Raw genomic sequence first — 22,072 nt, forward strand, 5'->3', positions numbered from 1 at the left:
CCGGACAAACAGCACCTTCCGCCCCTCACCCGCCGACACCTCGAAATATTGGATGCCGTCAGGCATTTCGCTACAGGCGCCGTAGCGCGGCTCGGGAACCTCGTTGGGGTCGGCAGGTGCTTTCAGTTCTTTCGCGTAGGCGGCGTCGGGGCTGAACGTGTAGCGCTTGACGCCGGTTGGCATAAGGCGAGGCTCAGTCCGCCGGGCAGAGTTGCGTTCTTCCTCCATACGTTTGATGTGCGTCAAGGCCAGGCGATCCATGCCTCCCTATCGTCACCGTCAGGAACGACCTTGGAGACGAGCGATGGACGCAGAGAGCAGAGACAAGATTCAGACGCTCCTTGATCAGCACCGCATCATGACGGTCGCAACACTGAGGCCGGACGGCTGGCCCCAGGCGACGACCGTGGGTTACGTCAATGACGGCCTTTCCCTCTACTTTCTTTGCGGGCTCGACAGCCAGAAGGCGGCGAATCTGGCGCGGGACGATCGCGTGTCGCTGACCATCGATCACGACGCGCCTCAGGTGATGGAGATCACTGGCCTTTCCATGGCGGCACGGGCACAGCCGGTCACGGACAGGGCCGAGGCCGAGAAGGTTTTGAGGATGATGCCGATGAAATATCCGCCACAAGCCTCGATGCCATTCGCGATGCCGACGCCGGAGCAGGTGCGTATTTTCCGTGTGGTGCCTTCCGTCATCTCCGTGCTCGACTACTCGAAAGGTTTCGGCCACACGGATCTCGTGACCTTTTGAGCGCCTGCTGTCGATCAAGGTCGGTTATGATGACGGCGTTTTCGCAACCTCCCCCTTGGCTGGAAAGGTCATTCAATTCGCCGGCAACGCCCGCAACGTCTGCTCATCAAACAGCGGCCCGTCCTGCCCCACCAGGACAACAGCACTTTCCGCCCCTCACCCGCCGGCACCTCGAAATACTGGATGCCATCAGGCATTTCGCCCCAGTCGCCACAGGGCGGTTCTGGAACCTCGTCGGGGTTGGCCAGCGCGTTCAGTTCTTTCGCCCAGGCGGAGTCGCACCTCTCGCCACTTCACGAAGGTGATGAGCGACAGACTGCCGGCGACCACGCCGGCAAATCCGATCAGTAGAAATTTGAGTTCCAGCTCCACCCTGATCCCCCCGGATTGCAGGAACCGGCACTAGACAGCACGGCGGCGGCAATGTCTCGTTTATTCGCAAAGGCGCCGAAGCGACCTGCCCCGCGAATGCAGACAGCTCGGCGCGTCCGCCGGCGTCTCGGTCATCGATCGCCATGACGCGAACACAGGCTTCCAGACGCATCACCGCCCCGCGGCCGCTCTCGAGCATCCGGTCCTCGACATCGGCCACGGCGACCGTCATCCTGCCCGCATTACATACCAGGCGGAACCACAACATGATCGATCACATCACCATCGAAGTGAGCGACCTGGAAAAGAGCAAGCTCTTCTATGAACGCGCTTTCGCGCCCCTGGGATATTCCCTGTCCTTCGGCAAGGAGGGCGTGTTCTGGGCCTTCGATGTCGGCAATGGCTGCCTGTTCGAGATCCAGCGGACCGGCGAGACGCCGCCGCTTACCCATCTGCACGTCGCTTTCCGCGTCGGCAGCAAGGCAGAGGTCGATGCGTTCCATCAGTCGGCGCTGGCGGCCGGCGCCGAAGACAATGGCGTACCCGGCCCCCGTCCAAACTATGCGGAGAATTACTACGCCTGCTTCGTGCTGGACCCCGACGGATACAACATCGAGGCGATGATCAACGAGCACTCGGCTCCATCCTAGACAGCAGCCCCCATGAAGAGCCGAGGATGAGGGGCTATATGCACCTCGCCTCTCCCGGCCACCGACTCTGCCACAATCACCTCGTTCCGCGCACGGCCCCTGCAAGTTGATCCAGATCAACGCAGATGCATCGCCAGTGCTGTCTCTTCGGATATCATCCCAAGGAGAACGAACATGTCGACCTACGACCTCATGGTTGTCACAGCAGTCCTGCTCAGCTTCGCGTCATTTTCCGGGGTCCTGGCCTTTGCCACTTTCGATGAATCGCGTCGCCGTCGCGCGAGATAGGGTTAGGGGATCGGACCAGGCGGATGGGCGTTCCGCGGCCATCCACACGACGAAGTGATATAGGTGCAATTTGACGGCGGATCGGATCGAATGAGAACGTCTGGTAGATAGCAACCGGAAAGTGGCCATGAGCGACGACCCCGAGGACGACACCGACATCGTCAACCAACTCGCCTACGTCAGAGCCGATCCAACCCAGCACGATACGCTCACACTTCTCACCATGATCGATGCCGCGATTGCCGAGATCATGGCGTTGAGGAGAAAGTTGCGGCTGAGCGAGGACAAGAATGCGGGGAGCAACCAGCTCCAGTAGGCGGCAGCACCAGAGCGAAGGCGACGCGAACCCCTAAAGCGCGTCGCACCGGAACGGATTCATGCGACGCGCTTTAGGTCTTTGTCTTATGCATGTCGTTCTCCCAAAACCGAGTTCACTTTTGGGCGACATGCATTAGTCCGCGTCGGCCATCATCTGACGACCGCCGCCGCCAGCCCAGGCGCGCCATTGCCGCTCGTCGCCATGGAAGACGTTGAGGTCGATGCGGCCGGTCACGCCATGGGACAGGCCCGAGCCGGAATACTGCCAGAACAGCCACTTGCGGCCGGGATAGACCTTGGACGGGTGCCGTGCCACCGCGCGCAGCCAGAACGGGTAGTCAAGGAAAGCGCCCTGCAGATTGTCGCGATAGAAATCCGGCGCGGTGTAGATGATGGGACGCTGGCCGTAGTGACGCTCCAGCTTGTCCATGAACACCTGCATCTTCTCCAGCACCTTTTCGCGTGACGGGCGCCGCTTGCAGCTGGAATCGCCGTTCCATTCGACGTCGATCACCGGCGGCAAGGCGCCATCCACCTTCGGCACGTTGCGGATGAACCAGTCGGCCTGTTCGCCGGCGGTGCGGCACCAGTAGAAGAAATGATAGGCGCCACGCTTCAGCCCGGCGGCGTCGGCATTGCGCCAGTTCTTCATGAACATCGGATCAAGATGGTCGCCACCATCGGTCGCCTTGATGTAGGCGAAGTTGGCCCCCTGGGCGCGCAGCTTTTCCCAGTTCACGTCGCCCTGCCAGCGCGAGACGTCGACCCCGTGCACGGCAAGGTGACGGGGCGAGGAGCGGCCGAAATTGATCGGCTTGGCATCGCGAAAACCGTAGCGCGTGACCGGCCCGGCAAGCATCGGCGGTGCTGCCCGCGACAACAGCCTTGGCGGCGAGACCAGAGCCGCGGGCTCGATGGGTGGATCGACATTGTCCGGCAATTCGGGCGCCGGAAACGCCACCGTCTCTTCTTCCGCCAGGCCGAAGGGCCGATCAGTGTCTTGCGCCGGCGCCGCCTCGGCCAGCTTGCGCGCTTTGCCGGCCTTGGTTGCGGGAACGGATGCGATCGGCGCGCTTGGCCGCACCACCGAACTGGTGGTTTCATTCGACGGCTTCTGCATGTCGAGCGCGTCCATGCCCGATGTCGACGAACAGCCGGCAAGGCACAGCGATGCGATCACGAAACTGATGACGCCTGGTAACCGCATCTGGACCTGTACTCAAAACACAACAGACCGAGGGCGACGGCCCACGGACAACCAGCGCTAGTTATGAACGAGAAATTACCAATAAAGTTTGAATCAAGTTTTTACCATGACTGTGACCCGTTTCAGACACTCGCCAGCGACGGCCGGCCAAGCCTTGACAGCGCCATGATGTGGCTGTTGAGACGGGAGGCGGCTCTCGCGCCGGCATTTCCCGCTATTTGAAAAAGGCACCCGATGACTGTGTTGCAGCGGCTTCTCCCGATCCTCCTGCTCGCGGCGCTTTCCTGCGGAGGCGTGCCCTTGGCCGGGTCAGCGCATGCCGGCGGGCTGGTCGTCGTCCCCGCAGGCAATCGCTCCGAGACGCAACCGCCGATCCCGGATGCATCGGCGACGCGGACCCGCGCCTTCAAGACCACCTACGCGGAAAAATACGAGAAGATCGTCGCGCTCCTGAAGCGCGAGAAGAAACTGGTGGCGCATATCAAGCAGGCGGCCGCGGCTTACGATATCGACCCCATCCATATCGTCGGCGCGCTGGTCGGCGAACACACCTACAACGTGACCGCCGTCGGCTCGGTCCAGACCTACTATGTGAAAGCGCTGTCCTATTCCGGCCTCGATTTCTCCTTCCGCTACAAGGGCGTGCCGGTGCAGAGCTTTGTCCAGCGGCCGGAGTTCGCGGCCTGCGCCGGGGCCCGGGACAGTGCCGCCCTGTGGAGCTGCCGCGACAGGGTCTGGGTCGACCATTTCCGCGGCAAGACGGTCGACGGCGTCACCTATGACGCGATGACCTTCCAGCAGGCGTTTTTCCAGCCCTTCTTCGCCGGCCAGACATTCGGCCTCGGCCAGATCAGCCCGCTGACCGCGCTAGAGGTCACCGACCTGGTCAACAAGGTCAGCGGCTACGACAAGCTCACACCTGATCATCCGCAGGCCATCTATCGCGATGTCATGGATCCCGACCGCAGCATCGTTTACATCGCCGCGATCGTGCGTGACGCCATCGACGCCTACAAGGAACAGGGCTTCGACATATCGAGCAATCCAGGCATCACGGCCACGCTCTACAATGTCGGCCAGCCCCGGCAGCGGGCGGCGGATCTGCGCGCGGCGCTCACCAGCGGCAAGGGCCGCAAGCTGCCGGTCGAGAATTATTACGGCTGGCTCGTCAACGACAAGCTCGGCGAACTCAGGAGCCTGCTCGACAGCGGCAGCTGAAACATTTTTAACAGGAGCTTGCGTGCAGTCGTTCATCGACCAGAGCGTTTTTTTCATCGAGAACCATCAGGCGTGGGCCGGCCTCGTGGTCGGGCTGCTGGCTTTTGGCGAGTCGCTGGTGCTGGTCGGCATCCTGTTGCCGGGCACCACGGTGCTTATCATCGTCGGCGGCCTGGTCGGGGCCGGCATCGTCCAGCCTTTGCCCGTTCTCCTGGCGGCGATGATCGGGGCGGCGCTCGGCGACACCATCTCCTATCTCCTCGGCAGATGGCTGGGGCGCGGCGTCGTCCATAAATGGCCGCTCAACCGCTATCGCCGCGAGGTCGCCAGGGCGCGGCTGTTCTTCCATCGTTATGGTTTCGCGGCGGTTTTCATCGGCCGCTTCTTCGGCCCGGTCCGCGCAACGGTGCCGCTGGTCGCGGGCATGATGGGCATGCACCGGCGCCGCTTCCAGATCGCCAACATCCTGTCGGCGATCATCTGGGCTCCGGTCGTGCTGTCGCCAGGATGGCTGGTGGCCAAGGGCGCCGGCAGCATCCCCGAACTCGATGCGACCAGCCTGTTCGGGTTGGCGGCGATCGGCGTCGTTGTCCTGATCATCATGGCGGTGATTGCCCTCAAGCTGCGAAGCAGGCGAACCGTCTAAGCCTAGCCACGTTTCCTGAACACGCCGATCATCGGCCCCAGATTCCAGTAATCGTCGCTGCGGCCGATGGCAGGCGCGAACAGGCTAGAAATCGTGCCGTCGAGAAAAAGCGCATTGTCGCAGCCTAGCGCATCGCGAAACAGCCGGGCGAATGCATAGAAATTTACCGTGCCGTTCGAAATGGCAAAGACCGCGACACCATCCTTGCGCACCCCGACACCGTCGCGGGTCTTGCGCGAGGTGCCGTCGGACTGGAACTTCGGATGCAGCTGGCCGTCGATCACCAGCATCGGTCCCGATTGCGTCGCATATTCGGTGGACGGCCGCTTCCTGACGAAATCCCAGGTCGCGCGAACCGCGGCCTTGCCGCCGCTGATGTAGAAGATGCCGTTCGGTTGCAGCGAAAAATTGCCGCTTCCCGATCCCGTCTTCACACCGGCCATTTCCTGGCCACGCTCGACATAGAGACCAACCGGCCTGAGATCTGGGTGATACATGCCGGCGTTGATGGCAAACAGCATGGTGCGGCCGGCCGCGCGCTGGGCGTTGTCGAGATTGTGCAGCGATTGGAAGGGCTTGCCGGCCGGATCCTTCCAGAACAGTTCGATCGAATAGAGTTTCGGGTCCACCTCGCAGACCAGATAGCTGGTCGCCTCGAAGGCGAGATCGCGGCACGGCGGCACAGACGCGAACCACTGGCCGAACACCATCGTAGTGGCGACGGCCTGCGGCAGCGCGGCCTTGACCAGGGCCACCAGCAGAGGCGCGGAATTGAGAAGTGTCAGAAAGTCCATGCGCCTGCGGATGCCAGATTCAATCAGCTTTCGTGGTTATCACCACTTGCTGGCACCATGGAAGACCGGCACGAAAGGATCGGGCCGAGGTTCATGCCCAGGGGCGCGGCGGAGCCGACCAGACTATTTGACAGCGCTGACCAGTTGTTCGTCGCCACCAAGGATGGAGACCCAGTGCCCTGTGTTGTCGCTCGCCTGCCGCTTCAGGTAGCGATAGCTCGTCTGGTTCCAGAGGCGGACCTTATCGGTCAGATTGTCGAGGATGAAGTCGCCCTTGTCGGTGCGCACCGTCAGCACGGCATGGCCTTCGCCATCGGGCTTGCGGACCACCGTCATCAACAGATTAGCTATGGCAATGCCCATGCCGTTGAGCTCACGCCGCTTTTCCAGCGCGTAGTCTTCGCAGTCGCCGAAGCCGTTGTCCGGATAGGCCCACCACTCGTCCTTGCCGTAATTGTCCATGTCGCTCATCGGCTTGACGCGCGCGTTGACGGAGAAATTGACGGCCGAGATATCGTGCAGCAGCTTGCTGGTCATCTGTTCCGGCACGCTGTCAGGCGAGCGGATCGAGCATTCGTCGAGATGGATCTTGCAAAAATCATAGTGGCCGATCGGCTGCGACGTCGATCCGCCGACAACCATGGAAGCAGGCGCGGCATGGGCCGAACCCACCGCCGCACAGAAAACTGTCAGGGCAAACGCCAGCCCCAGCCCCTTCGCCTTGCGGCGCCAACCCATCGAGGATGCCATGCGGCCCCACCCATCTGTTTTGTTAACAGAACGTTAAGGGCTGTTATATTCCGAAGTCAATGAACCCGGCCGATCACATCTTTGCGGATCGATGCATGCATCCGAGTGGTTGCCCGCGCGCAACACCGGTCCTGATTAAGCCAGCCACCCCATCGCCACGCTCAGCAGCAGGATGACGCCGAGCAGGCCGCGATAGATGACGAAGGGCCAGGCGGAAAAGCGCTCCAGCACGCGCATCAGGCCCCATATGGCGAAGAAGGCGGAAATAGAGGCGACGACCAGTCCGGTCGCAAGAACCGACCAGCCATGGGCGTCAAGGTGAACCTTGTGCAGTTCCCATAACTCCTTGAGGCCTGCAAGCGCGATCGCCGGCAGGCCGAGCAGAAACGAGAAACGCGCCGCCTCAGCCCGCTTGAAGCCGAGCCCGAGCGCCGCGGTCAAGGTCGAGCCAGAGCGCGAGACGCCAGGGATTAGCGCGCCGATCTGGGCAACGCCGACAAGCAGCGCATCGGTGAGCGACGCTTCGCCGATGGTCCGCTTGTGGCGGGCGAAAATCTCGGCAAGCGCCAAAAGGATCGCCATGGCGATGCAGGACCAGCCGATCACGCTCAGGCTGCGCAGCGGAGAATTGCAGGCGTTGAGGATGCCCGACAGCGCGACGCCCGCGACAATGATCGGGATCGTCGCCAGCACGATCCAGGAAGCCAGCCTGAAACTCCGGTCGGCGAAATCGCGCCGCGTGAGCGCGTCGAGCGAGCCGAACAGGAGGTCCCTGACATCGCCCCAGAAATAGCTGATCACGGCGGCAAGAGCGGCAAGCTGCATGGCGGCGGAGAAGGCGGAACCCGGATCCTGCCAGCCGAGCACCGCCGGTACGATGCGCATATGGGCGGTCGACGAAATCGGCAGCAATTCGGTGATGCCCTGCACCAGGCCGAGGAAGGCGACCTTGGCAAATCCCAGGCCGACGAAGCCGGTGTCCACGCCCTGGGTGCAGATGTCAGCCATGTCGAGCCTTTCCGTCGGATAATCGTAAGGGGCAATCCCCGCCTCGCAATAGACTCGCGACACCTGAAAGCCAATTTACGGATTTGTAAGGCGTCTTTCCCGTTGACAAGTCGCGCCACAATATTATTATTCGCTAATCTTACACTGTAAGTCTGACGATGGAGGAGAGCATGCAGACCGCCCTGTCAGAATTGCAACTCCCACCTGAACCTCATCCGCCTGTCATCGCGATCGAGGATGTCTCGCGCGACCTCAGCCGTATTCTCGAGCGCGCCGAAGTGTAGGCCTGGCTCGACCTCTACGCCGCCGCGCCGGCCGATTTCGCCGCGCGGCAAGAACTTTCGCTGGCGAGACAGGGCGACCTTGCCTGGACCACCTGCACAACGATCCCGTTCATCCATTTCAACTGCGTGAAGAATTTCGGCGTCGACAGCGAGGCCAACGAAAGCCAGCTCGACGCGCTGCTGGCGCATTACCGCGCCGCGGGCATTTCGCGGCCTTGGTTCTATGTCAATCCGCACAGCGAACCATCACGCCTCAGATGCTGGCTCGAGGCGCGTGGCCTGCAGCGCCAGGGCGGCTGGGAGCGGATTTATCGGGAGGCGGAACCACTGCCATCCGAGCCGCTCTTCACGGTTGACGGCGTTTCGATCGAACGCGTGACGATGGCAACGGCAAGCGATTGGGCCGGTTTCATCGACAGAAGCTACCGGCTGCCAACCTCGCCCTGGCTGCTGGCTCTGGTCGGCCGGCCGGGCTGGCATCACTACATAGCGAAGCGAAATGGCGCGGTGGCCGCGGCGCGCTCGCTGTTCATCGGCGCCGACGGTGCTGCTTGGAGCGGCATCGACGCGCCGGTGCCCGGCATAATGACGCCGAGCTTCGACCTGGACGCCGTGCTTGGAGAAGCGCTGGTGCGCGACGGCATCGCGGCCGGCGCGAAATTGTTTGTCGCCGACATCGAGGCGCCGCACAGGGAGCGCGATGGACCGGCCTATCGCAACTATGCCCGCCTCGGCTTCAGGATTGCCTATTTCCGCTGCCATTACAGCTATTTGCCAGCCAGCTCGAACTGACCGCGCTAATTGCGCAGCCATTGCTGGAAACAGCTCCTGACCACCATATGCGCCGGTGGAACGACCGGCACGTCCGTGGATGCGTCATCGGCCGCCCGGCCGCGGGCCCGTTCGAGCAGGAGGCGTACCTGTTCGGGTCGCACCCGGTCGCGCTCCATCACAAGCAGGACCATCGGATCGTTCAAAAGCTCGTCCAGGGTGCTGATGCTGTCGTTCATCCGTCGTCTCCTCGAATGCCGGCCCGCGCAGCGTAGATAGGACGACAAAGATGGCTCGCCAATGACGCTTTGCCGGCTATCGCGTGTCGATATGGATTAATTTTTTTTGTCATGGTGGGCGCTTGCTTCCGCTCTTGAAGGCGGAACGGAAGAACTAGGCCGGCGGAGCGCCCTCATGTTGCGGCAGGTCGTCGTCGAGCAGCACCCAAGGCTGCTTCGACGCGGTGAAAATATGCATCTGCGGCCGGAACAGCGAAGGGTCGTCGAGCGAGCCCGTGGTGATGCCGATGATGCCGGCCGAGTCGCGCCGCGAAAACATCGTCGTGCCGCAGCTCGGGCAAAAACCGCGCTTGAGATCGGGCGAGGTGTTGACTGTTGCCAGCGGCCCCTCGACCGTCACATCGTCGATGCGAAACAGCACGCGCGCGTTGAAGGCGGCGCCAATCGCCTTCTGGCAAAGCCGGCAATGGCAGATGCGCTCGTTGATGGGAGCCGCCTCGGTGCTGTAACGCACCGCGCCGCACAGGCATCCGCCTTCATACCTTGCCATGGCCTTGATCCAAGATGGAGAGAATAGGCGTCAAGGTTAGTCGTCCAGCCGATAGGGTCAATTGAAATACCTTGATACGATGCCATCGATAACCGTGATGCGAGGCTCATCATGACCCGAGACATCGAAACCATCGGCATTGCGGATCTGTTCGGGCCACCCTCGCCCGCCCGTGACCGCGCCGACGGCCGCATCATGGCCGCGGCCTCGGGAATAGGCTTCATGGCGGTCCGGGATTTTCCCGGCGACGCCTGGCTGACTCCGGACAGAAGGGCGCAATTGCTACGCATCTTCGCCCTCCCCGACATCGAGAAGCAGAAATTGCTGCGCTGGAATTTCGATAGCACCAGGAAGAACTTTTATCGCGGCTGGTTCCCCCTCCAGCCGGCAGCCGTGTCCTACAAGGAAGGCATCGACATGGGGCCGGACATTGCCGATGCGGCGCGAGTCTCGGTTGTCGACGATCCGCTGTGCGAGCCGACACCCTTGCCGGCCGAAGGCACCTTGCCCGGCTGGCGCACGGCCGCGGCGGATTACTATCGCGCGATGGAGAGGGTCGGAAACGCGCTTATGTGGTCGATAGCGCGCGGGCTTGGCCTGCCGGAAACGATCTTCGATCCGTATTTCGAGCACGGCATCTCGACGTTGCGCCTGATCCGCTATCCCTTGCGCGACGCCACTGCCGGCATCGACACCGGCGGCCCGGAGTTCTCGGTGGTCCACAAGGGGGAAATACGCACGATCATCGGCCGCGAACATGCCGATTCCGGTTTCGTCACCTTGTTGGCCCAAGATGGCGTCGAAGGCTTGCAGGCAAAAAACCGCGCCGACGAGTGGATCGACGTGCCGCCGGCCAACGGCACGCTGGCGGTCAATTTCGGCCAGTTGCTGGAACGCTGGACCGGCGGGCGTGTCCGGGCGACGCGGCATCGGGTGATCGCGCCAAAGACAACTCGGTTTTCGATCCCGTTTTTCTATGAACCGCGCGTCGACGCCGAGATCGCGCCCTTGCCGCTAAGCGGCGCCGAGCCCTTCGAGCCATTTCTTTACGGCGACTATCTCTGGGAGTCGGCGACGAATTTCGTCGAAATGAGCGGCATCAAGAATCTCAGGCAGCCGCGCCGCGCCAAGGTTTCCTGAGCCGGGCGCGGCCGTCGTCAAGGCGGCCCGATTTCAAAGCGTCCTGGCAAGGTCTTCGAGCTGGTCGGTGCACTGGCCCCAGCCTGCGTGAAAACCCATCGCCTCGTGCTGTTCGCGGTCGGCGACACTCCAGTGCCGGACGCGCGCGATGTAGCGGGTCTTGCCATCGCCTTCATCCTCGAAGGTCAGCACGCCGGTCATGAACGGCTTTTCCGATGGCTCCCAAGCCTTTGTATAGGCATCGGTGAAGACGATCTTCTTGCCGGGAATGACGTCCAGGAACACGCCGGAGTTGGGGAATTCATTGCCGTCGGGGCCGGCCATGACGACAAGGCTCGAACCACCAGTGCGGACATCCATTTCGGCGCGCGGCGTCGTCCAAGGTTTCGGGGCGAACCACTGCGTCAAAAGCTTGGCGTCGGTCCAGCAGCGATAGACATTCTCGCGCGGCGCATCGATGATGCGGGCGACAACCAGTTCACGGTCATTGGCGGGGGCGATGTCGAGCTTGGTGGTCAAGGTGGTCTCCTCGGGTTTGATCTGACTTGCGCGCGCCAAGGACGAGCCGACAGACCGCAACCCGACATGGCCGGCGAAAAAAGATTCTGGAGATTGTGCCAGGAGGACGGCGAACCAGGTGGGCGTCAGTGGCGCTTGGCTTGCACCAGATAGGCGTCGATCTCGGTCTCGCCGAGCCACTTGGCCGCTTCCAGCCGGTGCAGGCCTTCAACAAGGATATGGCGCTTGCCATCGTGGCGGACCTGGATCGGTGTCTTCATGCCGTTCTCCAATATGTCCTCGGCGAGATGGCGGACGGTCTCGGGGTGTAATGTCTTCTTGCGCGCTGTCGGCACGTAGATGTCGTCGACCTTGACCTTTTGCACTCTGAGCATGCCTGTCCCCGTGGCGGAAACGCCGCCACCCCTGAGATAGTCGGTTTGGTTCGGAGGGCCAAGGGCACGGCTAACGAATGTCGGCCCCAAGGCCACTCGCTGTCCGAAGGCCATCGTCCAGGTCGGCCGGTTTGCCTCTCGCCGCGCGTTTCGATATGGCGTCTCGCCATCCTCAACGACGGTAACGGAGCAATCCCCATGAGTAAATCTCTCGTCACCTTTGTCGGCGTTGCTCATCCCTGGATGTGCGACGTGATGGGACACATGAATGTGCGCCACTACGCGGCGATGTTCGACGATGCCAGCTTCCAGCTTCTTGGCCACATCGCCGGGCAGGATAGCACCCAGGCCTCGGCAAGGGGATGGGCCGATGTGCGCACCGAAATCGACTACCGGCACGAGACAAAAGCCGGCTCGCTTCTCACCATCCGCTCGCATGTGGTGAAGATCGGCCGCACCTCCGTCACCTTCGAACAGGTCATGTCGGGATCGCTCGACGGCATCGTCCATGCATCGAGCCGGACCACCAGCGTACACTTCGACCTTGCCGCGCGTGCCTCGGTGGCGCTGGACGAAGCGATGCGCGGCCGCGCGGCGACCTTCCTCGTCGAATAGGCCTGCGTCGATCAGCCGTTGTAGATGCGCTCGTCCAGCGGCGTCTCGGCGATCAGTGCCTGCAGCCCCGACAGTAGCGCCTTCTCGGCACGATTCATCGCCTTGTCGGGATTGGTGAGCAGGAAGATGTCGATGGCCGGCGGCGTGTCGTAGGGCGGCAGCCGCCACAGCGTGCCGTCGGCCACGTCGCGTCGCGCCACGTGTAGCGGCAGCGGACCAATGCCGAGCCCGGCGACGATCATGCGCCTGACTTCCTCCAGGCTCGAGGAGACACCGACGACGTCGGCGTTCAGCCGGGCTTCGCTGCGCAACAGGGCGACCGGCCGCAGCGCGTCGGAAATGTGGTCGGTCTGGAAGGATACAGAGGGCTCGCCGCGCAGATCGGCAAGCTTCAGCCCGGTCTTTCCGTAAAGCCTGTGCTGCGGGCCGCAGAAGAAGCCGAAGAACTCGCGATAGACCATCGCGTAGTCCAGCGCCGGATCGCGCTGGCTGACAAGGCAGATGCCGAAGGAGGCGCGCCGCTCCCGCACCTGCTTGGCCACTTCCGTGCTTGCCGCGACCGAGATGGTGATGCTGGCACGCGGATAGTTACGGTGAAACTCCGCCAGCGCCCGATCGAACAGCGGCGAGACGACATGGCTGGCCGTGGCGATCATGACATGGCCGGTGACATCGTCGCTGATGCCCCGCATCAAGAGTGGCAGTTGCGATATCGAGCCGAACACCTCGACGCTCTGCTCATAGATCAGCCGCCCGACCTCCGTGAGCTCGAAGCGAGTAGCGTCGCGGTCGACCAGCCGCCTGCCAACCCGATCCTCCAGCCGCCGCAAGGCGTTGCTGACGCTGGGTTGTTTGAGGTTCAGGCGCTCGGCGGCGCGGGTAATGCTCTTGACTTCCGCGATGACGACGAACGTACGCAGAAGGTTCCAGTCGAGATCCCAGACCAGACGTTCGGGGCGAGGCAAGGCCATTCCTAATATCTATGCTCCTTATTCCCATTATCTATTTGCGCAATGCTGATGCAAAGGCAATCATTGACATCAGGAGAGCGCCCCAACGCCTCCCAAGAACAAGCCTTCGCGCTCCATCCAGAGGACAGGAATTTAGATGAACAGGGTATTTTCCGGCATTGCAGTTGCCGCGCTGCTGCTTGCATCGGCCTTCACCGCCGTTCCGGCCAAGGCCGACGACCTCGAGAAGATCAAGGCGGCGGGCGAATTGAAGATTTCCATGAGTGGGCAGTATCCGCCCTTCAACTTCGTCAACGACCAGAACGAGGTCGTCGGCTTCGACGCCGATATCGGCAAAGCCATCGCTGAACGCATCGGCGTCAAGGGCACCATCATCACCACGGCCTGGGATGGCATCATCGCCGGCCTGCTCGCCAACAAATACGACACTGTCGTCGGCTCGATGACGATCACGCCCGAGCGAGAGAAAGTGGTCGATTTCGTCGGCCCCTACTACCATGCCGGCCGGGCGGTTTTCGTGAGCCAGGATTCCAAGTTGCAGAGCCTCGACGACCTCAAGGGCAAGACGCTTGGCGTGACGCTCGGCGAGACGCATGAGAAATGGGCGCGCGAACAGGGCGGCTGGGATATCCGCACCTATAAGGGCCTGCCGGAACTGCTGCTCGAACTGAAGGCCGGCCGCGTCGACGCCATCGTCGTCGACAACATTCCGGTCATGGTCGCCGTCAAGGAAACCGGCGAAAAGGTCCGCAAGCTCGACACACCCAACATCGAGGGCGGCAGCGTCGCCATCGGCATCGCCATCCGCAAGGACAATCCGGAACTCAAGGCCGCCATGCAGAAGGCGCTGGACGGGATGTTGGCCGACGGCACCTACGAGAAGATCTCCAAGCAGTGGGTCGGCAGCGACATCCGCTGATTCTTGCCCGGCTCCAGGCGGTGAAACCACCTGGAGCCGATCGCCACTCCAGCCGAGTCATTCCATGGATTTCGCCTTGATGAGCCGTGTCTTCCCGTTCTTCGTGGAAGCCGCTTTGGTGACGCTGGAACTGACAGCGCTGGCCCTGGTTCTCGGGCTGGCGGCGGCAGCACTGGCCGCGGCCGCCAGGATGTCGAGGTCGGCGATCCCGCGCGCCATCGGTACGGCCTATGTCAGCCTGTTTCGCGGCACGCCCTGCCTGATACAACTCTTCGTGCTCTATTTCGGCGGTCCGCAGATCGGCATCAATCTGGATCCGTTCGCGGCCGGGGTCATCGGGCTTGGTCTCAATATCGGCGCCTATATGGCGGAATCGATCCGCGGCGCGGTGACGGCGGTTGACCGCGGTCAGACGGAAGCTGCCCGCACGATCGGCTTCAGCCGCTTCCAGACCTTGCGCAAGGTCGTGCTGCCGCAGGCCGCCCGGCTGATGATCCGCCCGCTCGGCGTCAACACGGTCGCGCTGTTGAAGGGTTCCGCACTGGTCTCCACCATCTCGGTCGTGGAACTGACCTATACCGCCCAGCGCTTCATCGGCTCGACCTACAAGCCGTTCGAGATCTTCGGCGTCGCGGCCCTGCTCTACATGGTCATGGTCTACGCCGTCGCCCGCATCGTCGACTTGCTCGACAAGCGCTTCGCCATCGTCTGAGAGGGGAGCACGATGCAAGGTTTGGATTTCACCATCATCGCCCCATACTGGGACCTTTTGCTGACGGGCGCCTGGTGGACCGCGCTGCTTACGGTCTCGGCCGGGGCGCTCAGCTTCATCTTCGGCATCCTGTTCGCCGTCATCGTGCTCTATGCGCCGGCGATCCTCGCCTACCCCGTTCGTGCCTTCATGTGGCTGTTCATGGGCACGCCGCTGCTGCTGCAGCTTTTCCTGATCTATTTCGGCCTTGTGCAGATCGGCATCGACATCCCCGCGCTTGCCGCCGGCATAATCGGGCTTGGCCTGCACTTCGCCGTCTACAATGCCGATGTCATCCGTGCCGGCATCGTGGCGGTCGATCCCGGTCAGACGGAAGGCGCGCGCAGCATCGGCTTCGGCAAGTGGCAGACGCTGCGCTACGTCGTGATACCGCAGGCCATCCGCAACACGGCGCCGCCGATCGGAAGCAATTTGATCGCACTGTTGAAGGAGTCCTCCATCGTCTCGGTCATCGGCATCGCCGAGCTTGTCCATTCGGCGCAACTGGCGATCAGCGAAACCTTCCGCCCGTTCGAGTTCTACATCGCGGCCGCCGCGCTCTATTACATCTTGAACCTTGTGCTCGAGGCGGCCTTGCATCGGTTTGAAAGACATGTGGAGGTTTCCCGATGAGCACGCAGCGGCCAATGGTCGAGGTTCGCGGCGCGCGCAAATCGTTCGGCGCGGTCGAGGTCCTCAGGGGTATCGACCTGTCGGTGGATCGGGGGCAGATCGTCGCGATTATCGGACCGAGCGGTTCAGGCAAGAGCACGCTGCTGCGCTCCATCAACCATCTCGAAACCTTGAACGGCGGCGAAGTGTGGCTGGACGGTGTGCAGGTCAACCAGAAACTGCACGGCCAGGCCTTCGAGCGGCACATCAACAAGGTGCGCCAGCACATGGGCATGGTGTTCCAGCACTTCAACCTGTTCCCGCACCTGACCGTGATCGAGAACATCACCATGGGGCCAGTGATCCTGAAGGGCATGGCAAAAGGCGAAGCCCGCGCCTTGGCGCATGGCCTCCTGTCCAAGGTCGGGCTGGCCGAAAAGATCGACGCCTATCCGTCGCGGCTTTCGGGCGGCCAGAAGCAGCGCGTGGCGATTGCGCGCGCGCTGGCCATGCAGCCCAAGGTGATGCTGTTCGACGAGGCAACCTCGGCCCTCGACCCGGAGTTGGTCGACGAGGTCAACGCGGTGATGAAACAGCTTGCCGCCGAACACATGACCATGCTCATCGTAACGCACGAGATGCGCTTTGCCGGCGAGGTGGCCGACAGGGTGCTGTTCATGGACGGCGGCGTGGTGGTCGAGGAAGGCCCGCCGGGCGAGATCTTTCGCGCTCCCCAGAAGGAACGCACCCGCACCTTCCTCAAGAAATATCTTTCCGCTTGAGTACGACGATGACCGGATTGCCCACGGAATTTCCCGATTTTGGACTGACGCCTGAGCAGCGCCGCCACGCGGTGCGCGGCCATTACTACGAATGGCCGGGCATGGATGGCGAGCGCGGCGAGATCTGGTGCTATAGCGACCGCTTCTCCTATCGTGCCGGCGAAACGGTGACACTGCATGTCAGCTCCACGGCTCCCTCCTTCGGCATGACCATCGTCCGCGACGGCGGCACCGAGACAAAGGTGTTCGACAAGTCGGGAATCGCGGCGCGCTGGCAGGACAGCCCGGACCAGTGCTCGGCGGAGGGCTGTGGCTGGGAAGCGTCCTTCGAATTTCGTGTCGGCGGCGACTGGCCGTCCGGCGCCTATCGGATAACGCTGAGTGCCGAGGGCCGAGACGGCAAGCCGATCCACAGCCACCACCTTTTCATCGTCTCCCCCCTGCCCGGCAAGAAGCCCGGCCGCGTGCTGCAAGTGGCGGCGACGGGTACCTGGCTCGCCTACAACACCTGGGGCGGCTCCAACCACTATCAGGGCATCACCGGGCCGGATCGCGACCAGTACTCGCCCATCGTGTCGACGCAGCGACCCTGGTGCCGTGGCTTCGTCGTGCTGCCGAAGGATGCGCCACGCGTGCCGCTGGAGGTCGCCGTGCCGCCGAAGACGGTGCCGCGCTACCCCCATATGGAATGGGCGCTTGCCACTGGCCATTCGAAGAAATACGCCTCGTCAGGCTGGGCAAGCTACGACAGCCACTTCTTCCGTTTTGCCGAACGGGCCGGCTATGAGGTTGACCTCGCCAGCCAGCACGATCTGCATTTCTCGCCCGATATTCTCGATGGCTATGACTGCGCCGTCTTCGTTGGCCATGACGAGTACTGGACCTGGGAAATGCGCGACGCGGTCGACAGTTACGTCGAACGCGGCGGCCATGCGGCGCGCTTTGCCGGTAATTTCATGTGGCAGACGCGGCTGGAGGACGAAGGCCGCCGGCAGGTCTGCTACAAATACCGCGCCCGCGCCGAAGACCCGGCCTATCGCGGCGGCGACGTCACCCGCGCCACCAATTCCTGGGAAGCGCCGGAAATCGGCCGGCCGGGTTCAGCAACCTTCGGGCTCGACGCGACACGCGGCCTCTATGCCGGCTGGGGCGGTTGCGCGCCGCGCGGCGTGCGCGGCTTTCCGGTCTATCGGCCCGAACACTGGGCGTTTGCCGGCACCGGCATCTATTATGGCGACCTTCTCGGCGCCGACAGCCATGTCTATGGCTACGAGGTCGACGGGCTCGATTTCGAGATCCGCGGCGGCCTGCCCTACCCTACCGCGACCAGCGGCGCGCCTGATGGACTGCAGGTTCTCGCCGTCGGCATGGCGTCCCAGGTCGAGGAGAGCGCCGACATCCCGATCGAGGACCAGTTCCTCACAGACGAGGATGGCCGTTTCAGCGCCGAGACGCTGTTTGGCGACAGGAGCGACGCCAACCTTGAAAAAGTCAAACGTGGCAACGGCATGATCGTCAACTTCCCGCGCGGCAAGGGCGAGGTCTTTCATGCCGGAAGCTGCGAATGGGTCGCCGGCCTGCTAAGACAAGACCCGATGGTCGAACGCGTCACCCAGAATGTCCTTGATCGCTACCTTGGAAAGTCCTGACATGTCGAAGTCCCAGACCGCCGCCCAAGCAACCGAGGCGCGCCGAGAATCGCATCTGTTCTACCTCTCCAGCCTGCGCCGGCCGCTCATCGACCGGGCCGAGGGCATCTACATGTGGACGCAGGACGGCCGCCGTTTCATAGACGGATCGAGCGGGCCGATGGTCGCCAATATCGGCCATTCCAACCGCAACGTCCTGGACGCCATGAAGCGGCAGATGGACCGTGCCACGTTCGCCTATCGCCTGCACTTCGAAAACGAGCCGGCGGAGGAACTGGCGCGCGAGCTTGCGGGCAAACTGCCGGAAGGCATGGACCGCATCTTTTTCGTCTCGGGCGGCTCGGAAGCGACGGAATCCTGCATCAAGCTGGCAAGGCAATGGGCGGTCGCAACCGGCCAGGCCAGCCGCTGGAAGGTGATCACGCGTTTTCCCTCCTATCACGGCGGCACGCTGGGTTCGCTCTCGATCACCGGCGACGATGCGCTGGCCGAAACCTTTGAGCCGATGATGCGGGTGATGCCGACCGTGCCCGCTCCAACAGCCTGGCGAGACCGCGACAATCTTTCGATGGAGCAACGCGGCGTCCGCTACGCCGACATGCTGGAGGACAAGATCCTTGCAGAAGGCCCGGAGAGTGTCGTCGCCTTCATCATGGAGCCGATCGGCGGCGCCGCCACCGCCGCTCTTGTGGCGCCCGACAGCTATTACGCACGCATCCGCGAAATCTGCGACCGCTACGGCATCCTGCTCATCCATGACGAAGTGATGAGCGGCGCCGGCCGCACCGGTAAATTCCTCGGCGGCGACCATTGGAACTGCAAGCCCGACATCGTCGCGCTGTCGAAGGGGCTGGGCTCCGGCTATGCGCCGCTCGGCGCGCTGGCGGCTCCGATGCGGCTGGTGCAGCCGCTGCTCGCTTCGGGCGGGTTCCAGCATGGCCACACCTATGCGGGCAATCCGTTGGCCTGCGCCGCCGGTCTTGCGGTGCTGGGCGAAATGGACCGCCTCGACCTGATCGCCAATGCCGCTGCCATGGGCGACGTGCTGATGGACGGGCTGAAGGCGCTGGCGAAACGCTTTCCGTTCATTGCCGACGTGCGCGGCAAGGGCCTGCTGACTGGAGCCGAGATGGTGGCCGATCCGGAGACATTGCGGCCGATCGACCAAGGCAAAAAAGCCACGCAGCGTCTGCTCGACCTCGCCTATGAGCGCGGGCTGATCATCTATGGCCGCAGGGTCAAGGGCGGCGTCGACGGCGACAATTTCATGGTTGCGCCGCCGATGATCGTCACCAGCGAGCAGGTCGGCGAGATCGTCTCCATCATCGGCGACTCGCTGGAGGTTCTGGCTTCCGAGCTCGACCTGCCGGTCGAAGGCCGGGGGTAAGGAAATGGCGCCGCGAAAAGTCATCATCACCTGCGCCGTCACCGGCTCGGTGCACACGCCGTCGATGTCGCCCTATCTGCCGGTAACGCCGGACCAGATCGCGGCCGACGCGATCGCGGCAGCGGGAGCCGGCGCCTCGATCCTGCATCTGCATGCCCGCGACCCCAAGGACGGACGGCCGACGGCCGATCCGGACGTGTTCATGCAGTTCCTGCCGCGCATCAAGCAGGCAACCGACGCGGTGATCAACATCACCACCGGCGGCTCCTCGTTGATGACACTCGATCAGCGGCTGGAGGCCCCACTCCGAGCCGAGCCCGAAATGTGCTCGCTCAACATGGGCTCGATGAATTTCGCGCTGTTCCCGATGCTCGACAAGCCACGGGAGTGGCGGCACGAGTGGGAGCCAAAGCTGCTCGAAGCCACCCGCGACACCATCTTCAAGAACACATTCGCCGACATGGAGGGCGTGCTCGAGAGGCTGGGCAAGGGCTGCGGCACGCGCTTCGAATTCGAGTGCTACGATGTCGGCCATCTCTATTCGCTGGCGCATTTCCGCGATCGGGGCCTGGTGTCGGGGCCGCTGTTCATCCAGTTCGTGCTGGGTATTCTGGGCGGTATCGGCGCCGACCCGGACAATCTCATCCATATGAAGCGGATCGCCGACAAGCTGTTCGGCGACAGCTACCAGTTCTCCGTGCTGGCCGCGGGCCGCAACCAGATGCCGCTGATCTCGATCGCCGCGGCAATGGGCGGCAATGTCCGAGTCGGGCTGGAGGACAGTCTCTTTGATGGCCGCCAGCTGGCGAAATCCAATGCCGACCAGGTGCGCCGCATCCGTGGCATTCTCGACGGGCTGTCGCTGGAGGTTGCCACGCCGGCCGAGGCGCGCGACATGCTGGCGCTGAAAGGCGGCGACCGGGTGGCGTTTTGAGGCAAGGCCGTGACCAATCCAACCCACAGTGACGTCCTGATCCGTCCCGGACGGATCGAAGACGCCGAAACCATCCACGCCGCGCTTCTCAAACTCGGTACCCATATCGGCGCGCATCAGGAGATCACGTCCACATCAGACGATCTCCGCCGCTACGGCTTTGGCGAAAAGCCGGCCTTCTCGACCCTGATTGCCGAAGTTGGCGGCGAGTTCGCCGGCCTCTGCCTGCATTTCCCGATCTTCTCGACCTGGATGGGGCGGCCCGGCGTCTATGTGCAGGACCTCTATGTCGAGCACCGCTTTCGCGGCCGCAAGATCGGCGAACGGCTGCTACGGCGCGTGGCCGCGGAATGCCGGAAAGAAGGCGGCGTCTATCTCAGGCTGTCGGTCGACACCGACAATGAAGGTGCCAAGGCCTTCTACGAGAAGCTTGGCATCGCCTGGTCGAGTTACGAACAAACGCAGAAGATCACCGGCGAAGCCTTCTTTGCCTTCGCCGACGCGCCGGAAAATGGGGGACAGGAATGAAAGCTCTTTATGCCGAGGAGCAGAAGCGGCACGACCCCAAGGCCTTTCTTTCCAGCGGCGCGCCGCAGCCAAACCCGGAAATGCCCGAGCGCGTCGAGAGATTGTTATCCGGCGCAAGATCTGCCGGCTGCACGATCGAGCGGCCGCGCAATCACGGGCTCGGTCCGATTGCCGCCGTGCATACGCCCGAATATCTCGACTTCCTCGAACATATTTTCGAGCGCTGGCAACGAATCGACGGCGCGTCCGCCGAAGTGATCCCCAACATCCACCCGATCGCACGTAACGGCTCCTATCCGGCCTCGGCGGTTGGCCAGGCCGGCTACCACATGGCCGACACAGCCTGCCCGATCTCGGGCGAGACCTGGCAAAGCGCATTGTGGAGCGCCTGGAGCGCGGTCGAAGCCGCTGAAACGGTAATTGCTGGCGCGCCGGCGGCCTATGCGCTGTGCCGCCCGCCCGGCCATCATGCCTTTGCCGATGTCGCCGGGGGCTTCTGCTTCATCAACAATTCGGCGGTGGCGGCGCAGGTGCTGCGCAAGCAGGCAGCACGCGTGGCGATCCTCGATGTCGACCTGCACCACGGCAACGGCACGCAGGGCATCTTCTATGCGCGGCCCGATGTGCTCACCGTCTCGCTGCATGCCGATCCGGTGCGCTTCTACCCGTTCTTCTGGGGTCATGCCGACGAGCGCGGCGAAGGCGCGGGCCTCGGCTACAATTTCAACCTGCCGCTGCCGCGCAAATCCGCCGACGCGGCGTTTCTGGAAGCGCTGGCGGTGGCCTTCCAGCGTATCCGCGCCTTTTCACCGGATGCGCTGGTGGTGGCGCTTGGTCTCGACGCCTTCGAGGGCGACCCGTTCGGCGGGCTTTCGGTGACGACGCCCGGCTTCTCACGCATCGGCGAAGCGATCGCAAAGCTTGGCCTGCCGACGGTCATCGTCCAGGAAGGCGGTTATCTCTGCGACGCGCTTGGCGACAATCTCACCGCCTTCCTCACCGGCTTCGACGGCAAGGCGCGGTGACGGCTCAAGCTTGC

26 protein-coding genes are annotated in these 22,072 nt (G+C 63.0%); 17 read left to right on the plus strand and 9 right to left on the minus strand.

The features are described from left to right. Positions 1-304: 304 nt before the first annotated feature. The 3 genes from EB815_RS23860 to EB815_RS23870 all read left to right on the plus strand — a co-directional run bounded on the left by EB815_RS23860 (position 305) and on the right by EB815_RS23870 (position 2,383). Positions 305-757, plus strand: coding sequence for a pyridoxamine 5'-phosphate oxidase family protein (locus EB815_RS23860; RefSeq protein ID WP_056562084.1), 453 nt, complete (start codon positions 305-307; stop codon positions 755-757). Positions 758-1,395: 638 nt separating this feature from the next. Then, complete coding sequence (locus EB815_RS23865; RefSeq protein WP_056562087.1) at positions 1,396-1,779, plus strand: VOC family protein; 384 nt, start codon at positions 1,396-1,398, stop codon at positions 1,777-1,779. A gap of 415 nt (positions 1,780-2,194) precedes the next feature. Then, a complete protein-coding gene (locus tag EB815_RS23870) occupies positions 2,195-2,383 on the plus strand; it encodes a hypothetical protein (RefSeq protein ID WP_056562090.1) in 189 nt (62 codons plus the stop codon). 135 nt (positions 2,384-2,518) lie between these two features. On the opposite strand, the gene EB815_RS23875 is transcribed toward EB815_RS23870, so the two are convergent. Then, positions 2,519-3,592 (minus strand): glycoside hydrolase family 25 protein, encoded by a 1,074-nt coding sequence (locus EB815_RS23875; protein ID WP_056562093.1) that lies wholly within the window; start codon positions 3,590-3,592, stop codon positions 2,519-2,521. Between the two features lie 234 nt (positions 3,593-3,826). Between EB815_RS23875 and EB815_RS23880 the strand changes: the two genes are divergently transcribed. Then, positions 3,827-4,810 (plus strand): DUF1402 family protein, encoded by a 984-nt coding sequence (locus EB815_RS23880; protein ID WP_056562096.1) that lies wholly within the window; start codon positions 3,827-3,829, stop codon positions 4,808-4,810. A 22-nt stretch (positions 4,811-4,832) separates the two neighbouring features. Then, entirely contained in the window at positions 4,833-5,456 is a 624-nt protein-coding gene (locus tag EB815_RS23885; RefSeq protein ID WP_056562099.1) for a DedA family protein, read from the plus strand. Between the two features lie 2 nt (positions 5,457-5,458). On the opposite strand, the gene EB815_RS23890 is transcribed toward EB815_RS23885, so the two are convergent. The 3 genes from EB815_RS23890 to EB815_RS23900 all read right to left on the minus strand — a co-directional run bounded on the left by EB815_RS23890 (position 5,459) and on the right by EB815_RS23900 (position 8,008). Further along, the gene (locus EB815_RS23890) at positions 5,459-6,250 is read right to left on the minus strand and encodes a phosphodiester glycosidase family protein (protein WP_056562102.1); all 792 of its coding nucleotides are present in this window, start codon (positions 6,248-6,250) and stop codon (positions 5,459-5,461) included. A gap of 123 nt (positions 6,251-6,373) precedes the next feature. Beyond that, positions 6,374-7,000 (minus strand): transglutaminase-like cysteine peptidase, encoded by a 627-nt coding sequence (locus EB815_RS23895; protein WP_056562105.1) that lies wholly within the window; start codon positions 6,998-7,000, stop codon positions 6,374-6,376. 135 nt (positions 7,001-7,135) lie between these two features. Beyond that, on the minus strand, positions 7,136-8,008 hold the full coding sequence (locus EB815_RS23900) for an undecaprenyl-diphosphate phosphatase (protein ID WP_056562108.1): 873 nt from the start codon (positions 8,006-8,008) through the stop codon (positions 7,136-7,138). Between the two features lie 410 nt (positions 8,009-8,418). On the opposite strand from EB815_RS23900, the gene EB815_RS23905 reads away from it, so the two are divergent. Continuing rightward, the gene (locus EB815_RS23905; protein ID WP_245303321.1) at positions 8,419-9,084 is read left to right on the plus strand and encodes a hypothetical protein; all 666 of its coding nucleotides are present in this window, start codon (positions 8,419-8,421) and stop codon (positions 9,082-9,084) included. A gap of 5 nt (positions 9,085-9,089) precedes the next feature. On the opposite strand, the gene EB815_RS23910 is transcribed toward EB815_RS23905, so the two are convergent. Then, on the minus strand, positions 9,090-9,302 hold the full coding sequence (locus EB815_RS23910; protein ID WP_056562112.1) for a hypothetical protein: 213 nt from the start codon (positions 9,300-9,302) through the stop codon (positions 9,090-9,092). 154 nt (positions 9,303-9,456) lie between these two features. Further along, complete coding sequence (locus EB815_RS23915) at positions 9,457-9,852, minus strand: GFA family protein (RefSeq protein WP_056562115.1); 396 nt, start codon at positions 9,850-9,852, stop codon at positions 9,457-9,459. 111 nt (positions 9,853-9,963) lie between these two features. Between EB815_RS23915 and EB815_RS23920 the strand changes: the two genes are divergently transcribed. Beyond that, a complete protein-coding gene (locus EB815_RS23920) occupies positions 9,964-10,992 on the plus strand; it encodes an isopenicillin N synthase family dioxygenase (protein WP_056562117.1) in 1,029 nt (342 codons plus the stop codon). A 33-nt stretch (positions 10,993-11,025) separates the two neighbouring features. Here the strand turns inward: EB815_RS23920 and EB815_RS23925 are convergent, their stop codons facing one another. Both EB815_RS23925 and EB815_RS23930 read right to left on the minus strand, forming a co-directional pair. Then, entirely contained in the window at positions 11,026-11,511 is a 486-nt protein-coding gene (locus EB815_RS23925; RefSeq protein ID WP_056565385.1) for an SRPBCC family protein, read from the minus strand. Positions 11,512-11,636: 125 nt separating this feature from the next. After that, a complete protein-coding gene (locus tag EB815_RS23930; RefSeq protein ID WP_008875526.1) occupies positions 11,637-11,885 on the minus strand; it encodes a ParB N-terminal domain-containing protein in 249 nt (82 codons plus the stop codon). A 198-nt stretch (positions 11,886-12,083) separates the two neighbouring features. On the opposite strand from EB815_RS23930, the gene EB815_RS23935 reads away from it, so the two are divergent. Beyond that, on the plus strand, positions 12,084-12,500 hold the full coding sequence (locus EB815_RS23935; RefSeq protein ID WP_056562120.1) for an acyl-CoA thioesterase: 417 nt from the start codon (positions 12,084-12,086) through the stop codon (positions 12,498-12,500). Positions 12,501-12,511: 11 nt separating this feature from the next. On the opposite strand, the gene EB815_RS23940 is transcribed toward EB815_RS23935, so the two are convergent. Beyond that, positions 12,512-13,471 carry a LysR family transcriptional regulator gene (locus EB815_RS23940; protein WP_056562122.1) on the minus strand — a complete coding sequence of 320 codons (960 nt, stop codon included), beginning with the start codon at positions 13,469-13,471 and terminating at the stop codon, positions 12,512-12,514. Between the two features lie 136 nt (positions 13,472-13,607). On the opposite strand from EB815_RS23940, the gene EB815_RS23945 reads away from it, so the two are divergent. The 9 genes from EB815_RS23945 (at position 13,608) to EB815_RS23985 (ending at position 22,058) form a co-directional block, all read left to right on the plus strand. Then, the gene (locus tag EB815_RS23945; protein WP_056562125.1) at positions 13,608-14,390 is read left to right on the plus strand and encodes an ABC transporter substrate-binding protein; all 783 of its coding nucleotides are present in this window, start codon (positions 13,608-13,610) and stop codon (positions 14,388-14,390) included. A 64-nt stretch (positions 14,391-14,454) separates the two neighbouring features. Continuing rightward, positions 14,455-15,102 carry an amino acid ABC transporter permease gene (locus tag EB815_RS23950; protein ID WP_056562128.1) on the plus strand — a complete coding sequence of 216 codons (648 nt, stop codon included), beginning with the start codon at positions 14,455-14,457 and terminating at the stop codon, positions 15,100-15,102. A gap of 12 nt (positions 15,103-15,114) precedes the next feature. Then, on the plus strand, positions 15,115-15,774 hold the full coding sequence (locus EB815_RS23955; RefSeq protein WP_056562131.1) for an amino acid ABC transporter permease: 660 nt from the start codon (positions 15,115-15,117) through the stop codon (positions 15,772-15,774). Further along, a complete protein-coding gene (locus tag EB815_RS23960; protein ID WP_056562135.1) occupies positions 15,771-16,535 on the plus strand; it encodes an amino acid ABC transporter ATP-binding protein in 765 nt (254 codons plus the stop codon). Before EB815_RS23955 ends, EB815_RS23960 begins: the two co-directional genes overlap by 4 nt. Before the next feature lie 8 nt (positions 16,536-16,543). Further along, the gene (locus tag EB815_RS23965; RefSeq protein WP_056562138.1) at positions 16,544-18,184 is read left to right on the plus strand and encodes a N,N-dimethylformamidase beta subunit family domain-containing protein; all 1,641 of its coding nucleotides are present in this window, start codon (positions 16,544-16,546) and stop codon (positions 18,182-18,184) included. 1 nt (position 18,185) lies between these two features. Next, the gene (locus EB815_RS23970) at positions 18,186-19,571 is read left to right on the plus strand and encodes an aspartate aminotransferase family protein (protein WP_056562141.1); all 1,386 of its coding nucleotides are present in this window, start codon (positions 18,186-18,188) and stop codon (positions 19,569-19,571) included. 4 nt (positions 19,572-19,575) lie between these two features. After that, on the plus strand, positions 19,576-20,505 hold the full coding sequence (locus EB815_RS23975) for a 3-keto-5-aminohexanoate cleavage protein (RefSeq protein ID WP_056562144.1): 930 nt from the start codon (positions 19,576-19,578) through the stop codon (positions 20,503-20,505). A 9-nt stretch (positions 20,506-20,514) separates the two neighbouring features. Further along, a complete protein-coding gene (locus EB815_RS23980; protein ID WP_056562147.1) occupies positions 20,515-21,033 on the plus strand; it encodes a GNAT family N-acetyltransferase in 519 nt (172 codons plus the stop codon). Then, positions 21,030-22,058, plus strand: a complete 1,029-nt coding sequence (locus EB815_RS23985; RefSeq protein WP_056562149.1) for a histone deacetylase family protein — start codon at positions 21,030-21,032, stop codon at positions 22,056-22,058. The genes EB815_RS23980 and EB815_RS23985 overlap by 4 nt, the downstream gene beginning before the upstream one ends. Positions 22,059-22,072: the final 14 nt, after the last annotated feature.

Origin of the sequence: Mesorhizobium loti (genome assembly GCF_013170705.1) — a bacterium.
In the GTDB taxonomy this organism is placed as follows: domain Bacteria; phylum Pseudomonadota; class Alphaproteobacteria; order Rhizobiales; family Rhizobiaceae; genus Mesorhizobium; species Mesorhizobium loti_D.